Annotated in this window: 11 protein-coding genes; 2 read left to right on the top strand and 9 right to left on the bottom strand. The window is 65.0% G+C overall.

Translation table 11 applies throughout. The features are described 5' to 3' along the window. The first annotated feature begins 23 nt into the window (after positions 1–23). Positions 24–1,037, top strand: a complete 1,014-nt coding sequence (locus QTA58_RS13705; protein WP_289669274.1) for an MDR family oxidoreductase — start codon at positions 24–26, stop codon at positions 1,035–1,037. A 255-nt stretch (positions 1,038–1,292) separates the two neighbouring features. Here the strand turns inward: QTA58_RS13705 and QTA58_RS13700 are convergent, their stop codons facing one another. The 9 genes from QTA58_RS13700 to QTA58_RS13660 form a co-directional block, all read right to left on the bottom strand. Then, positions 1,293–2,666, bottom strand: a complete 1,374-nt coding sequence (locus tag QTA58_RS13700; protein WP_289669273.1) for a M20/M25/M40 family metallo-hydrolase — start codon at positions 2,664–2,666, stop codon at positions 1,293–1,295. A 1-nt stretch (position 2,667) separates the two neighbouring features. Continuing rightward, positions 2,668–4,704: a hydantoinase/oxoprolinase family protein gene (locus tag QTA58_RS13695; RefSeq protein ID WP_289669272.1), complete on the bottom strand. Its 2,037-nt coding sequence runs from the start codon at positions 4,702–4,704 to the stop codon at positions 2,668–2,670. Next, positions 4,691–6,541, bottom strand: a complete 1,851-nt coding sequence (locus QTA58_RS13690) for a hydantoinase B/oxoprolinase family protein (protein ID WP_289669271.1) — start codon at positions 6,539–6,541, stop codon at positions 4,691–4,693. Before QTA58_RS13690 ends, QTA58_RS13695 begins: the two co-directional genes overlap by 14 nt. Before the next feature lie 44 nt (positions 6,542–6,585). Continuing rightward, positions 6,586–7,593, bottom strand: coding sequence for an NADPH:quinone reductase (locus QTA58_RS13685; RefSeq protein ID WP_289669270.1), 1,008 nt, complete (start codon positions 7,591–7,593; stop codon positions 6,586–6,588). A gap of 12 nt (positions 7,594–7,605) precedes the next feature. Then, on the bottom strand, positions 7,606–8,595 hold the full coding sequence (locus QTA58_RS13680) for an ABC transporter ATP-binding protein (protein WP_085420462.1): 990 nt from the start codon (positions 8,593–8,595) through the stop codon (positions 7,606–7,608). Beyond that, positions 8,592–9,629 (bottom strand): ABC transporter ATP-binding protein, encoded by a 1,038-nt coding sequence (locus QTA58_RS13675; RefSeq protein WP_289669268.1) that lies wholly within the window; start codon positions 9,627–9,629, stop codon positions 8,592–8,594. Before QTA58_RS13675 ends, QTA58_RS13680 begins: the two co-directional genes overlap by 4 nt. Further along, complete coding sequence (locus tag QTA58_RS13670; protein WP_289669267.1) at positions 9,626–10,555, bottom strand: ABC transporter permease; 930 nt, start codon at positions 10,553–10,555, stop codon at positions 9,626–9,628. Before QTA58_RS13670 ends, QTA58_RS13675 begins: the two co-directional genes overlap by 4 nt. After that, entirely contained in the window at positions 10,548–11,525 is a 978-nt protein-coding gene (locus QTA58_RS13665; protein WP_289669266.1) for an ABC transporter permease, read from the bottom strand. Before QTA58_RS13665 ends, QTA58_RS13670 begins: the two co-directional genes overlap by 8 nt. A gap of 118 nt (positions 11,526–11,643) precedes the next feature. Further along, complete coding sequence (locus QTA58_RS13660; RefSeq protein WP_289669265.1) at positions 11,644–13,296, bottom strand: ABC transporter substrate-binding protein; 1,653 nt, start codon at positions 13,294–13,296, stop codon at positions 11,644–11,646. Positions 13,297–13,577: 281 nt separating this feature from the next. Between QTA58_RS13660 and QTA58_RS13655 the strand changes: the two genes are divergently transcribed. Further along, the gene (locus tag QTA58_RS13655; RefSeq protein WP_289669264.1) at positions 13,578–14,378 is read left to right on the top strand and encodes an IclR family transcriptional regulator; all 801 of its coding nucleotides are present in this window, start codon (positions 13,578–13,580) and stop codon (positions 14,376–14,378) included. Positions 14,379–14,392 lie beyond the last annotated feature (14 nt).

Raw genomic sequence — 14,392 nt, 5'->3', positions numbered from 1 at the left:
TCCAAACCGGGAGAGAGATGCCCATGAGCGAGACCTTCGGAGCCCCCGAGACCTTCAGGGCAATGGTGATCGACGCCGTCGACGGCAAGCCGAAAGGGGCCTTCAGGGAGATTTCCGTCGCCGATCTTCCCGATCATGAGGTGCTCGTCGAGATCGCCTATTCGACGCTGAACTACAAGGACGGGCTCGCCCTCACCGGCAAGGGCAAGATCGCCCGCCGCATGCCGATGGTGGGCGGCATCGACCTTTCCGGCACGGTCGTGGAATCCCGCTCGCCGGAATGGAAACCGGGCGACAAGGTCGTGCTGAACGGCTGGGGCCTTTCCGAGACCGAGTGGGGTGCCTATGGCCGCTACCAGCGCGTCAAGCCGGAATGGCTGATCCGTCTTCCCGAAGCCTTCACGATGGAACAGGCCATGGCGATCGGCACGGCCGGCTACACGGCGGCCCTTTGCGTCGATGCGCTCGAAAAATGGGGGTCGATCAGGCCCGGCGAAGGCGAGGTTCTGGTGACGGGTGCGGCCGGCGGCGTCGGCTCCGTGGCAATCGCCCTTCTTGCTGCCCGTGGCTACAACGTCACCGCCTCCACCGGCCGGCCGGAAACCCACGACTATCTCGCCTCGCTCGGCGCCACCGGTTTCATCGACCGTGCGACGCTCGCTGAAAAGGGTGGTCCGCTGCAGAAGGAACGCTGGACCGGCGGCGTCGATTCCGTCGGCTCTACCACGCTCGTCAACGCGCTTGCCCAGACGGTGCGCGGCGGCGCCATTGCCGCCTGCGGCCTTGCCGGCGGCGCAGACCTGCCCGGCACCGTGCTGCCGCACATCCTGCGCGCCGTCACACTGATCGGCGTGGATAGCGTCATCGCCACGCGCGAGCAGAGGCTTTCGGCCTGGGCACGGCTCGCCCGCGATCTGGATAAGGCGAAGCTCGACAGCATCACCACCGTCGAACCGATGTCGAACCTGCCGCAGCTCGCCGAGGACATTATTGCGGGAAAGGTTCGAGGGCGCGTGGTGATCGACGTGACGAGGTAGCGATCGTACTTTGTGCTCGATGGTTTAATCCGCCAATCGCGGAGCAAGGCCGCCCCCCTCTGGCCTGCCGGCCATCTCCCCCACAGGTGGGGAGATCGGCTGAACGCACCGGCTTCCTCAAACAACTTCGGTACAGGTCGGTGGACCATCGCTTTGTGGGAAGGTCGGCCCGCTTGTGATCTCCCCACCTGTGGGGGAGATGGCCGGCAGGCCAGAGGGGGGCTGACTCGGCATGAGCCAGCCGCTGACAATCGCTCACATCTTCATCTCGCCCAGCTTCGTCAGCAACGCCGCACCGGTCCTGATCCCGTCGATGAACAGATCGATCTTCAGGTTCTCGTTGGGCGCGTGGTTCGCTTCGTCCGCATTGGCGTAAGGAACGACAAACGCAGGCTTTTTCAATATCTTGGTGAAGACATAATCCGGCAGCGAGCCGCCGACGGTCGGGTAGAGCAGCGGCTCGACGCCCCGCGCCGCGACGATCGCATCCTGAATGACCGGCGCAAACGGATTGTCCATCGGCGTCTTCGACGGCAGCATGGCGTTCTGCGGCACGAACTCCACGTCAGGCGCATGGCGTTCCACATGCGCCCTCACCTTCTCGAACACGTAGTCCGGCGTGAGGCTTTCGACGAGGCGGATGTCGCACTTCGCAAGAGCCTCGCAGGGCAGAACCGTCTTCTGGCCCGGGCCGCCGTAGCCGCCATGCAGGCCATTGATCGTCAGCGTCGGGTGGAACATCAGCCGGTCGAAATAACCGCGGTCGAGCGGCTGGTCGAGTTCCCTGATGCCGAGATCTGCCTTGATCGCGTCGAGATCGAGCGGCAGCTTGGAGACCGCCTCGCGTTCCATGTTGGTCGGCGGCACGACCACGTCGTGCAGCCCGTCGATGGTGATCTCGCCGCGCTCGTTCTTCATGGTCGCGAGCAGATGCACGAGCTTCCAGATGGCGTTCGGCATGACCCCGCCGAAATTGCCGGAATGGGCATCACGGTTGGCCGTCTTGCAGCGAAGCTCGAAGGAAGCCACACCGCGCACGCCAAAAGTGATGATCGGCAGGCCGATTTCATGCAGCGGGCCGTCGGACGTGACGACGAGGTCGGCATCGAGCTTGTCGGCATGCTCGGCGACGAATTCGGCGATATGCGGACTGCCGATCTCCTCCTCTCCTTCGAGCAGGAAGATGACGTTGCAGGGCAGTTCGCCGGTCACCTTCAGGTGCGATTCCAGCGCCATGAGCTGGGCGAAATGCTGGCCCTTGTTGTCGCCGATGCCGCGCGCATAGATGCGGCCGTCGCGGATGGTCGGCTCGAAGGGCGGACTATGCCACAACTCGTATGGTTCCGGCGGCTGCACGTCGTAATGGCCGTAGAGCAGCACGGTCGGCTTGCCCGGCTGCTTTTCCATCCGGCCGAGAACCATCGGATGGTTCCTGGTCGGAATGGTCATGGCCTCCATGCCCATGCCTTGCAGCATGTCGACAAGGATCGCCGCGACTTCCTTGATGCCGTTGTTCTGGGCGCTGATCGAGGGATGGCGGACATAGTCCATCACCCGCTCGATGAAGCTCTCGCGGTTTTCCTCGATATGCGCGAAGACGCGCTCCAGATCGCTCTTTTGCTCGGTCATGTCACGCCTCCTGCTTTCGGGTGAGAAGAAGGGCGCCGCACGGGTGAACCGCGCCGGTCCAGCCGGGCGCGACGAGTGTCGTCGTATCGAGCTGGGTAAGGATCATCGGTCCCTCGAAGGCGGCACCGGCACCCAGCGTCGAACGGTCGACGACCGGAACGCTCTTTACGCCGCTTTCGAAATGCACCGGCACATGGTCGAACGGAGCGACTGCCGAACCGGGTTCGAGCTTCGCCGGCGGCGGTTCATGCGTCATGCCGGCGGCTTCGACGCGCAGCGTCACCAGCTCGATTGCGGTATCCAGCGTAAAGCCGTAGAGCGCCTTGTGCTCGGCGGCGAAGGCGGCTTCCACAGCCTCACGGGTCTCGCCCCAGACGACCGGAAGTTCGCCGCCCTGGCCGTGATAGCGCAGCAGCGCGACCGTCTGCATGCGGCGGTCCTTTTCGGCCACGCCTTCCGTCTCGAACCAGGCGGCCGCCTGCTTCTCGAGGTCGGCGATGATGCCGCTCGCGACGCCGACATCGATCGCACCGGCCTTCGGCAGCGTGCGGCTGAACTCGGCCTTGAGATCGGCTGCCAGCAGCCCGTCGGCGCAGAGGATGCCCGGCGCCGGCGCGATCATGACGCGGGAAATGCCGAGCAGTTCGGCGAGCGAGCAGCCATGCAGCGGCCCGGCGCCGCCGAAGGGCACCAGCGTGAAATCGCGCGGATCGTGGCCGCGCTCGACTGAGACGACACGCACCGCGCCCACCATGTGGTTGTCGACGATCGCCAGAATGCCGCGCGCGGCGGTGGCGGTCGAAAGGCCGAGCGGATCCGCGACCTTCGTCTCCACGGCCTTGCGTGCGGCTTCCACGTCGAGCGCCATGCGGCCGCCGAGAAGCCGGGCCGGCAGATGGCCGAGCACGACATGCGCGTCGGTGACGGTCGGGTTCTCGCCGCCATGGCCGTATGCGGCCGGGCCCGGGCGGGCACCGGCGCTCTGCGGACCGACGGACAACGTGTGATCGCTCACCTTGGCGATCGAGCCGCCGCCGGCGCCGATCGTCACCATGTCGACCATGGGAAGCGGCAGCGGCCACTCGCCCACCTTGCCGTGCTGGGTGAGCCCGATCCTGCCGTCCTTGATGAGGCAGATATCCGCGCTCGTGCCGCCGATATCGACGGTGATGATGTCCTTGATGCCGCAGGCGGCCGCCACCGAGCGCGCGCCGACCACGCCGGCGGCAGGACCAGACAGCGCCGTCAGCGCCGGCGCCTGGCGGATGGTCGCCGCCCCCGCCACGCCTCCGTTCGACTGCATCAGGAGCAGCGGCGCCGCCACCTTCTCGTCTTCCAGCCGCTTTTCCAGTCGTCCGACATAGGTGGTGACGCCCGGCATGACGGTGGCGTTCAGCACCGTCGTCAGCGAGCGCTCGAATTCACGGACGACCGGCAGCACGTCGGTCGAGGTAGTGATCGCAAGGCCCGGCAGTTCCTCGCGCAGGATTTCCGCCGCGCGCCTCTCGTGCACCGGGTTGGCGAAGGCATGCAGCAGGCAGACGGCGACGGCCTCGACATCCATTCCCCGGATCGCTTCGGCCGCAGCCCGCACGCTCGCTTCATCCAGCGCATCGACCACGGCACCGCCGGCGGCGATACGCTCGTCGATCTCGATGATGCGCGAGGCCGGCACGGGCCGCTCCGGCTTCACCCAGGTATAGAGGTTCGCCTTGCGGGGAATGTCCTGCCGGCCGATCGCCAGCACGTGGCGGAAGCCGCGTGTGGTGACGAGCGCCGTGCGGGCGCCCTTGTCTTCCAGGATCATGTTGGTGGCGACCGTCGTGCCGTGCAGTACCTGGCCGAGCGACGCGGCCTCGCGTTTGGCATCAGCGAGTGCCAGGCGGATGCCGTTCAGGAAAGCCTCCGAGGGGTCGGACGGCACGCTCGGCGTCTTCGCCCGCCAGACCTTGCCGGTCGCCCGGTCGAGAAGGGCGACGTCGGTGAAAGTGCCGCCGATATCGACCGCGACGGAAAGAGACGTATCAAGCGAGGACATCGACATACTCCTGACGATGGAATGCACGGGTAGAGGGTCGGTTGGCGCGCAGGGCCGCCGTGGCGGCCTCATCGACCTTGTTGCCGGCGATCACCACGCCATAGAGACGCTGGGCAGCCTCCGCGCTGACGAAACCGCCGAGCACGTCTTCGAGAACGGCTTCGAGCTTGCGGTCGTAGGGATGGCCGTAACCGCCGCCCCCGCCGGTCTCCATGCGCAGGATATCGCCCTTGACCAGCCTGTTGCCGTCGGAGAGCGGTGCAAGGATGCGTTCATTCCCTTGGCCGGGATTGATGGTCACGCGGCCGGTCCCCCCGCCCATGCCGCCATGGATGCCCCAGGGCGGATTCTTGACGCTGTCGATGCGCACCGCGAGCATCATGTCTTCCGCCAGGATCTCGTATTCGCGGATGATGCCGCAGCCGCCGCGATATTGGCCGGCGCCGCCGGAATCCTTGACGATGCCGTAGGTCCTGAGCCGCACCGGATACCCCACTTCCAGGAACTCGACCGGATAATTCTCCTGCGCCACGAAATAGACGGCGTCGATGCCGTCCGCCTCCGGCCGCGCGCCGTAGCCGACGCCGATGCCGTCGGCGAGCAGGAAGCGTTTCAGGTCGCCCGCGTCATCCTTGTAGTTGCCGCGCATGATGGTGATGACATAGGCCGAGTTCGAGGCCGGCGCCTTGCCGCCCGCCGTGTTGACGAGACCGTTGAGCGCCGAAAGCACGCGCATGGTGGTCAGCCCGCGCATGCCGAGCGCGGCCGGGAAATTCGGCTGCAGGAAGGACCCTTGCCTCAGCTTCACATCGTCCAGCGCCTGCGGCCCGCCGGCATTGCAGACCTGCGCCGGATCGCCGCCCAGATAATAGAGGCCGAGCGCCATGCCCGGCACGCCGCGGTTCATCAGGAAATTGACCGGACCGGGCGCCTGGTCGTCGGATTGGGTGGCGTCGAAAATGAACCTGTCCTCGCCGTCCCCCCTCTCGCGGGTCAGCGAGAACCGCATCTTGAACGGACCGTTGCCGTGGCCATCCGTATCGATCGCATCGGTGAAGCTGTGCGTGCCGTAATCGAAGGTCTCGGCAAGCTTGGCGCGCACCAGCTTGCGGGTGCGGGTGAGCAACTGCGACAGCGCATCCTCGACGATATCGGCGCCGAAACGGTCGAGGATTTCCCCGATCCGCTTCACGCCGAGATCGACGCTCGCCATCAGCGCCCGCATGTCGCCGATGCTCTGTTCGGGAAAGCGGGAATTGCGATGGAAGATCGACAGCGTTGCCTCGTTGGTGACGCCCTGGTCGATCAGCTTGGTGACCGGAATGATGATGCCTTCCTGGTAGATGTCCGTCGCATCGGGGCTGATCGAGCCCGGCCGCATCCCGCCGATATCGGCGAAATGCGCCCAGCTCATCACGAAGGCCGAGCGCTTGCCGTCCTTGAAGACCGGCGCCAGCAGAACCTGGTCGTTGGAGTGGGAAACGGCGCCGCGCGACCCATAGCAGTCGTTGTACCAGTAGAGATCGCCGGGCTTCATCGTGTCGGCCGGAAAGCTGTCGAAGACCGGGCCGGTCATGTCGCCGAAGATCGGCACCATGGAGCCGACCGCCATCACGCCGTCGGCATCGAACAAAGCGGTATAAAAGTCCTTCTTTTCGCGGATGAAGGCGGAAATCGCCGTGCGTTCGAGCAGCGCTTCCATCTCCGACTGGGCGGCGGCGATCGCGCCGCGGATGATTTCGAGCGAAACGGGATCGCAGGCGGCCCCCTCCCGTTTCGGCGCCCGCAGGGATGCGCCGTCGCTTTCAGGCCCCTTGCTCTCTTGGGGATTGTACATGCTGGAATCCTCGATGGATGAAATGGAATGGAGAGATCGGGAGCTCATGGCCGGCCCCCGATCAGGACGACGACATTGCCGAGGCTGCCGCGCTCTACGCGCTCATGAGCTCCGGCGATGTCGTGAAGCGGAAATGTCGCGCCGATCGCGACCTTGAGCCTGCCGGCATCGGCCAGCTCGGCGATCATCTTCTCGCCGGCCAGCCGCTGAGCCTCGGGGATCAGGAAACCCTGGATGAAGCGCAGGTTGGCGCCCTTGCTGGCAAAAGCGTAGTAGGGAAGCGTCGGCGCCGGGTTGCTGCTCGACGAATAGGAAGCGACCGTGCCGTTGCGCTTCAGGACGGCCGCATCGAGTTCCAGATTGGCACCGAAATCCACCTCGACGATGCGGTCGACACCCGCGCCTTCCGTCAGCTCGAGAACCCGCGCCGTGACATCTTCCCTTTTGCGGTCGATGGTCGCGAAAGCGCCGGCATCCATCACATGCGCGGCCGCTTCGGGATTGCTGACCGTGCCGATCACCTTCGCGCCGCCGGCAACCGCCATCTGCACGGCAAAATGCCCGACGGCGCCGGCCGCACCGTTGACGAAGACCGTCTGGCCGGCGACAGGACCGTCCGCGAAGACGGCGCGGTAGGCGGTCATGGCGGGCACGCCGAGATTGGCGCCCTCGGCATAGCTCAGGCTGTCCGCCAGCCTTACCGCCTGATGCGCGGCGATGGCGATGAACTCGGCCGCGGTGCCAAAGGCGCGCCCCGCCTCGCCATATCCGCCTTGCGCATTCCACATCCAGACCCGCTCGCCCACACGGGAGGGATCAACGCCCTCACCGACCGAGACGATCTCGCCTGCCCCATCCGTATGCGGAATGACCAGCGGATGATCGAGCCCCATGCCGCGCCAGCCGGCGCGGCGCTTCACGTCGGCGGGGTTGATACCCGAGGCGTGAACCCGCACCAGCACCTCACCGGGGCCTGCGACCGACGCAGCCATTTCGCCAACGGAGAGAACTTCCGCGGCGGGACCGGTACGTGTGTAGGTGGCAGCTAACATCGAAACCTCCGCTCAAAACAGATGACAGGCGACGGTGCGCGTGCCGACCTGCCGCGGCTGCGGCACTTCCGCCGCGCAGCGCGCGTGCGCCGACGGACACCGGTCGCGGAAGACGCAGCCGGAGGGCGGGTTGCGCGGATCCGGCGCACCGCGGCCGATCGGCAACGGATCATGGCTCTGGTCGGGATTGGGCACCGGCACCGCGGCGACCAGCGCCTTGGTGTAGGGATGCAACGGCTGATGGACGATATCCTCGGTCGGTCCGTCCTCCATGATGCGGCCGAGATACATGACGATCGTCCGCTCGCAGACATAACGCACCAAAGCCAGATCGTGGCTGATATAGATGGCGGTCAGCCCCAGCCGGTCGCGCACGTCGCGGAAGACGTTGAGCACCCCTGCCCGGACGGAAACGTCGAGCATGGAGACCGGCTCGTCGGCCACGACGAATTCCGGCTGCAGGATCAGCGCCCGCGCCATGACGACCCGCTGCAGCTGGCCGCCCGAAAGCTGGTGCGGATAACGGTCGAGGAACTGCGCCGGCTCGGGCAGGCGGACGAGTTCGAGCGCCTTGATGATGCGGCCTTCCCGCTCACCGCGCGGGATGCCCGCATTCTCCAGCGGCTCGGAGAGCGTCGCGCGGATGCTGAAGCGCGGGTTGATCGCGTCGAACGGATTCTGGAAGATGAGCTGCGCCCTGGAGCGGAACGTCTTCAACCCCTTGCGCTGGACCTTGCCCAGTTCCTCGCCGTCGAAATGGATCGAACCGCCGGTGGTTTCTTCGAGCTTCAGCAGCAGCCGGCCCATCGAGGTCTTGCCGCAGCCGGATTCGCCGAGCAGCCCGACGCTTTCGCCGCGGCGGATGTCGAAGGTGACGCCGTCGACCGCCTTCACGACCGTCGACTTGCCGCGCATCGCGGCGAAGGCGCCGCCGACACGGTAATGCAGCCTGGCATCGTGCACGGAGACGAGAACGTCGGTTTTCCTGGTCGCTATATTCATGCGCGGGCCATCCAGGTCTCCGTCTTGGCGGCTTCTATGCGTAAGGCTGCGCTTTCGGATGCGCGATGGCAGAGCACCGGATGCCCCGGCGCCACATCGACGACCGGCGGCTCCGAGCCGCAGAGATCGAGCGCGAAGGGACAGCGCGGCTTGAACCGGCAGCCGGTGGGCGGATTTGCGAGGTTCGGCGGCGCACCCTCGATCGGCGTCAGCACGCCGGAAGCTGCGCCCTGCAGGTCCGGGAAGGCGTTGCGCAGGCCCATCGTGTAGGGATGCGACGGCGCGGTCAGCGCCGCCTGCATGCTGCCCGACTCCGCCACCTTGCCGGCATACATGACGACGGTTCGGTCGCAGATATAGGCGACGACCGAGATGTCGTGCGTGACGAGGATGACCGAGATGCCGAGCCGCGTCTGCAGCTCCTTGAGCTGGTCGAGGATCTGCCGCTGCACGATGACGTCGAGCGCCGTCACCGGCTCGTCGGCGATGATCAGCTTCGGGTCGAGCGCAAGGGCAAGCGCGATCGCCACCCGCTGGCGCATGCCGCCGGAAAACTGGTGCGGGTAATCGGTCAGCCGGCCCGGATCGATGCCGACCATGTCGAACAGCTCTTCGGAACGCTTGCGCGCCTGGGCCCTGCTCATGCCGCCGCGACGCCGCAGCACCTCGCCGAGCTGGTATTCGACCGTGTAGACCGGATCGAGCGAGTTCATGGCGCTCTGCGGGATGAAGGCGATGTCGCGCCAGCGCAGCGCATTCATCTCCTTCTCCGGTATCCTCGCGAGGTCCTTGCCGTTAAACAGGATCTGCCCGCCGGAGATCGTCGCATTGTCGGCTATGACGCGCGTCAGCGCCCGGGCGACGGTGGTCTTGCCGCAGCCGGATTCGCCGACAAGGCCGGTGATCGAACCCTTCGGAATGTCGAAGCTCGCGCCATCCACCGCATGGACGAAATTGCGCCCCACCTGATAGCTGACGCGAAGATCCCTCACGGAAAGAAGGGGATCCCTGACGGAAAGAAGGGCTTCTGTCATCGGTTCAACTTCGGGAAAAGGATGTTTTCATAACCGCGGGTGATGAAGAAGCCCGCGCTGACGACGAGGATGATGCAGACGCCCGGCGGCACGAACCAGTAATAGGCCTGCTTGGCGAGCGCCTGGCTCGCGAACGCGTCCTGCAGCATGTAGCCCCAGCTGATCGAATCCGGATCGCCGAAGCCGAGGAAGCTGATCGAGGCTTCGGTGAGGATCGCCCAGCCGATCGCGATCGATCCGTAGAGGAAGGAAAGCGGCAGGATGTTCGGCGCGATATGGCGCAGGATGATCTTGAAATCGGAAGAGCCCGCCACCCGCGCCGCCTCGACATAGCCGCGGGTCCTGAGCGTCAGCACCTGGCTGCGGATGACGCGGGCCGTATCGCGCCAGAGCACCAGCGCCATGGCGATGACGACGTTCCAGATCGAAGGCTGCAGGAAGGCTGCGAGCACGATGACGAAAGGCAGGAACGGGATGCCGAAGGCGATGTCGGCGAGCCGCATCAGCACCGCATCCACCCACCGGCCGAAGTAACCGGCGACGAGCCCGATGATCGAGCCGATCAGCGCCACCATGAAGGCGGCGGTCACGCCGATCAGAAGCGCCGAGCGGCTGCCGTAGACGAGCTGCGAGAAGATGTCCCGGCCGAGGCTGGTGGTTCCCATCAGGAAACCGTCCTGCCCCGGCCGGAGGTCCGCCGCCAGATCGTAGGAGGGCGTGTAGAGGATCTCGGTCGGGTCGTGCGTGGCGATCTGATCGGCAAACACCGCCGCCACGACGAAGACGAGATAGATGACGAGGCCGGCCACCGCGAACGGATCGTTGACCGGCAGCTTCAGCGCCTGGAAAATCCGGACGAAGATATGGGGTCTTCTTATACCCGCGGCCTTGGAAATGGTGCTCTTGGGAATGGCGATCTCAGGCATGCGAGACCCTCGGATCGAGAATGGCGTAAAGCATGTCGGCCAGCAGGTTCATCAGGATCACGACGAGCGCGATCATCAGAAAGGCGCCCTGCGCCAGCGGATAGTCGGAGGCGGCGACCGCATTCACCAGTTCGCGGCCGAGGCCGGGCCAGGAGAAGACCGATTCCACCACGACATTGCCCTGGAGCTGGTAGCCGACGGCGATCGCAAACGAGGTCATGACCGGCAGCAGCGCGTTGCGCGCCGCGTGGCGCACCACCACCGTCCAGTTCGAAAGCCCCTTGATGCGGGCCATGGTAACGAAGTCCTCCTTCATCACGTCCAGCATGTTGGAACGCATCAGCAAGAGCGGCAGGCCCTGGCTGTAGATCGCGAGCGTCGCGGCCGGCAGGACCAGATGCGCAAGGAAGTCGCGCGACGTGTAAAGGTCGAGCAGGCCCGAATATTCCGCGCCGGGGTCGCGCGTGCCGCCCGCCGGAAACCAGCCGAGCGAGAAGGAGAAGATCGCCAGCAGCACCATGCCGAGCCAGAATTCCGGCATGGCGCGGGTCGTCAGCACCATCGGGATGGCCGCCTGCTCCACCCAGCTTCCGCGCCGCCAGGCGAGATAGGCGCCGGCCAGGATGCCGAATGCATAGGCGATGATCAAAGAGGAGAAAGTCAGGATCAGCGTGTTCGGCAGCAGGGTCCAGATGCGCTGCCCGACCGGCTCGCGATAGCGGAAGCTCTGGCCGAGTTCGCCCTGCAGGAGATTGCCGAGATAGATCAGGTATTGCTGCCAGAGCGGCTTGTCGAGACCGAACTGGGCCATGAGCTGCTGTTGCTGCTCCAGCGTGAAGGTCGGGTCGATATAGGCGGCCATCGGATTGCCCGGCATCAGCCGGAACATCAGGAAGAGGATGGTCACCACCGCCCACAGGACAAGAGCGAGCTGCAGCAGCCTGCTGCCCACGGCCTTGAAATTGCTCATCTGAAAAAATCCTTCTCTTGGCTCGACCCCCTTCGCGCGGAACGAGAGGAGAAGCCGATGTCAAGCGTCGGGAAAAGAGGGAGGCGGCGACGGGAGGAGCCCGCCGCCTCCCGAAGGATCACTTGGCGGCGACGGTTTCCTTGCTGTCGCCCGGATAGTGGAGCTTGCCGCCTTCCAGCGTGTAGCCCGCATCCTTCAAGGTCTTCGCCGCGATGGCCTGGCCTGCCTTGAAGTTTTCGACGACCGACTTGTCGTGCCAGAACTCGAGCGCCGGAGAGACGATGGAATTCGAGGCGACCGCGAAACCGCGATAGGCGGCCTTGACGATCAGCTGGCGGTCGACCGCTTCCGATAGCGCGCGGCGGAAGGCCGGATCGTTGAAGGGCGGCCGGCGTTCGTTGAAGGCGATGTAGCGGAAGCCCATGTCGACCGTCGAGACGACTTCCAGATCGCCGTCCTGCTGGGCTGCGTTGACCAGCACCTGCGGATCGCCGGTGAACTCGCCCATGAAATTGACCTCACCCGAACGCAGCATGCCGAGGGCGGCTTCCGCATTCGGAACGATGCGCAGGATCCAGCGGTCCACCTTCGGCGGATTGAAGTGATCCTTGTTCGCGGCAAGCGTGACGGACTCGTTCTTCGCCCAGCTGACGAACTTGAACGGGCCGGAGCCGATCGGCATCTGCTCCTGGTAGCTTTCCGCCGTTTCCGGCTTGGCGGCGAGGTCCTTCAGGATCGGTTCCCAGACATGCTTCGGGATCAGGTTGATCTTGGCAAGGCTGGAGGTGACGAAGGAGGCGGCCGGCTTCTTCAGCTTGAAGGTGATCACGTCGCCATCGATGGCGATCGAGTCGATATTGGTGGCGAAGGGCTTGTACATCGGCGCCTCTCCGCCGACGGCCGCTTCGAAGGAGAACTTGACGTCTTCCGGCGTCACCGGCTGGCCGTCATGCCACTTCAGGCCGGATTTCAACTTCACGTCGACCGTGGTCGCATCCTTCCAGGTGAAGCTCTCGGCCGCCCACGGCTTCGGCAGGCCGTCCGGGCCGACGCGCAGCAGGCGGTCCCAGACGAGTTCGGTGATCCAGCTGTCGACGCTGCCCGAGATATAGAGCGGGTTGATCGACTTGATATTGTCGGAGGAGTTGATGATCAGGTCCTTCTTGGCGCCGGCCGGCTCGATGCCCAGGAAGGTCCAGGTGTTGCGGATGCCGATGCCGCTCTGGTTGACGACCGATTCCGGCTTCCAGACGGTCTTGTCGAAGGCGAAGGTCGACTTGGGATGCACCAGCATCATGTAGGGCTGGTCCTTGCTGAGGATCTCCTGCGCCTTGTAGACGAGCGCCTTGCGCTTTTCCGGATCGATCTCGCCGCGCTGCGCCTCGGCGGTCGCGTCGTAATCCTTGTTCAGGTAGCCCGCGAAATTATAGCCGTTCTCCGCGGTCGAGGAATGGAAGAGGTTGAAGATGAGCTCGTCGGGGTCGGAGCGCTCGGGACGGCCGACCATCTGCCAGGCGGTCGAGTCCCAGTCGTTGCGCTTGTACCAGACGACATCGGACATCTGTTCCCACGGCATCGCCTTGACCTCGACGTCGAGACCGAGCTTGCGCCATTCCTGGGCAATGAGCTGGACGGACTGGAATTCCGCCTGCTGACCGGCCTGCGGACGGCTCAGGAGGGTGATCTTGCGGATCGGATCGCCGGCCCAGGCGGGCAGAGCGACGGCTGTCACCACAAGCGCTGCAAATGCACTTTTCAACACGGACTTCATTGTCGTTCTCCTCTGAATAGTTTGACTATTCTCTTTGTTGGCAAAGGGTTGGCTCCCTTGCTTTGCGAATTCCGAAATCTCTCTCCGGCACGCATCGCACGCACCGGAAAACGGCCTTCAATCCACAGCTTCATCGCCGAACGCCGGAAGCGATTGCATCGCAGCGTGCAATGTTTTATTCTGTGAAACATCGTTTCGCATTGCAAACGAGTAAATCACATTCCCAGAAGATTGCAAGAAGCTTCAAGCAATCCATGTTGAGACGACGGAGGACGCATCCGATGACCGAACCGAAAGACTACAAGATCGCGGCCGTGGACCGGGCGCTTGCCCTCCTCGAAGCACTGGCCGACCGTCCGGAACAGGGCGTCACCTCGCTGGCGAAATCCCTCGGCATGACCAAATCCCTCGTCTTCCGGCTGCTGCATACGCTGGAGGAGCGAGGCTTCGTGTCGCGAGACCCGGAACGCGCGGAATATTCGCTCGGCTACCGCATCGGCGTGCTCGGCGAACGGCTCGGCAAGGACGGCGCCTTGCTCTATGCCGCCCGGCCGGTGATGGATGCCCTGCGCGACAAGACGTCGGAGAACGTCAATCTCGTGATCCGGGAGGGGCTGAAAAGCTATGTGCTCGCCACCCGCGCCGGCTATCATTCGATCCGGCTTTTCGCCCAGGCGGGACGCAACGGCCCATTGCATGCGGGCGGCGGATCGCTGCTTCTGCTTGCCTATGCCGATCCGTCCGTCGTCGAAACCGTGCTCGCCCAGCCCCTCGAAGCCTTCACGCCGCATACGGTCACCGATCGCGCCAAGCTGCGCCAGGTGCTCGAACGCATCCGGGCGAACGGCTACAACATCGTGCTCAACGACCTCGATGACGGCGCCTTCTCGGTGGCCGCGCCGATCCGCAGCGCCGACGGAGCCGTGATCGCCTCGATCTCGGTCGCGGGCGCGGTCGTCCGCTTCGACGAGGAGCGCCGGGAAACCTATCTGAAGGCGGCGCTCGACGCCGCGGCGGAAATTTCCGAACGCCTGTCGATCCACGGCCCGGGTGAGAACGGCCGCGTGAAATCAATGGCTTAGAGGCACAGCGCCCC

It is taken from the genome of Neorhizobium sp. CSC1952 (assembly GCF_030378245.1).
Classification (GTDB): domain Bacteria; phylum Pseudomonadota; class Alphaproteobacteria; order Rhizobiales; family Rhizobiaceae; genus Neorhizobium; species Neorhizobium oryzae_A.
This window is presented reverse-complemented; position numbering and strand designations above follow the sequence as displayed.

Bases quoted from the DNA above. Each gene is read 5' to 3' on its own strand.
- QTA58_RS13705 (WP_289669274.1), top strand. From the start codon at position 24: ATGAGCGAGACCTTCGGAGCCCCCGAGACCTTCAGGGCAATGGTGATC.
- QTA58_RS13700 (WP_289669273.1), bottom strand. From the start codon at position 2,666: ATGACCGAGCAAAAGAGCGATCTGGAGCGCGTCTTCGCGCATATCGAG.
- QTA58_RS13695 (WP_289669272.1), bottom strand. From the start codon at position 4,704: ATGTCCTCGCTTGATACGTCTCTTTCCGTCGCGGTCGATATCGGCGGC.
- QTA58_RS13690 (WP_289669271.1), bottom strand. From the start codon at position 6,541: ATGTACAATCCCCAAGAGAGCAAGGGGCCTGAAAGCGACGGCGCATCC.
- QTA58_RS13685 (WP_289669270.1), bottom strand. From the start codon at position 7,593: ATGTTAGCTGCCACCTACACACGTACCGGTCCCGCCGCGGAAGTTCTC.
- QTA58_RS13680 (WP_085420462.1), bottom strand. From the start codon at position 8,595: ATGAATATAGCGACCAGGAAAACCGACGTTCTCGTCTCCGTGCACGAT.
- QTA58_RS13675 (WP_289669268.1), bottom strand. From the start codon at position 9,629: ATGACAGAAGCCCTTCTTTCCGTCAGGGATCCCCTTCTTTCCGTGAGG.
- QTA58_RS13670 (WP_289669267.1), bottom strand. From the start codon at position 10,555: ATGCCTGAGATCGCCATTCCCAAGAGCACCATTTCCAAGGCCGCGGGT.
- QTA58_RS13665 (WP_289669266.1), bottom strand. From the start codon at position 11,525: ATGAGCAATTTCAAGGCCGTGGGCAGCAGGCTGCTGCAGCTCGCTCTT.
- QTA58_RS13660 (WP_289669265.1), bottom strand. From the start codon at position 13,296: ATGAAGTCCGTGTTGAAAAGTGCATTTGCAGCGCTTGTGGTGACAGCC.
- QTA58_RS13655 (WP_289669264.1), top strand. From the start codon at position 13,578: ATGACCGAACCGAAAGACTACAAGATCGCGGCCGTGGACCGGGCGCTT.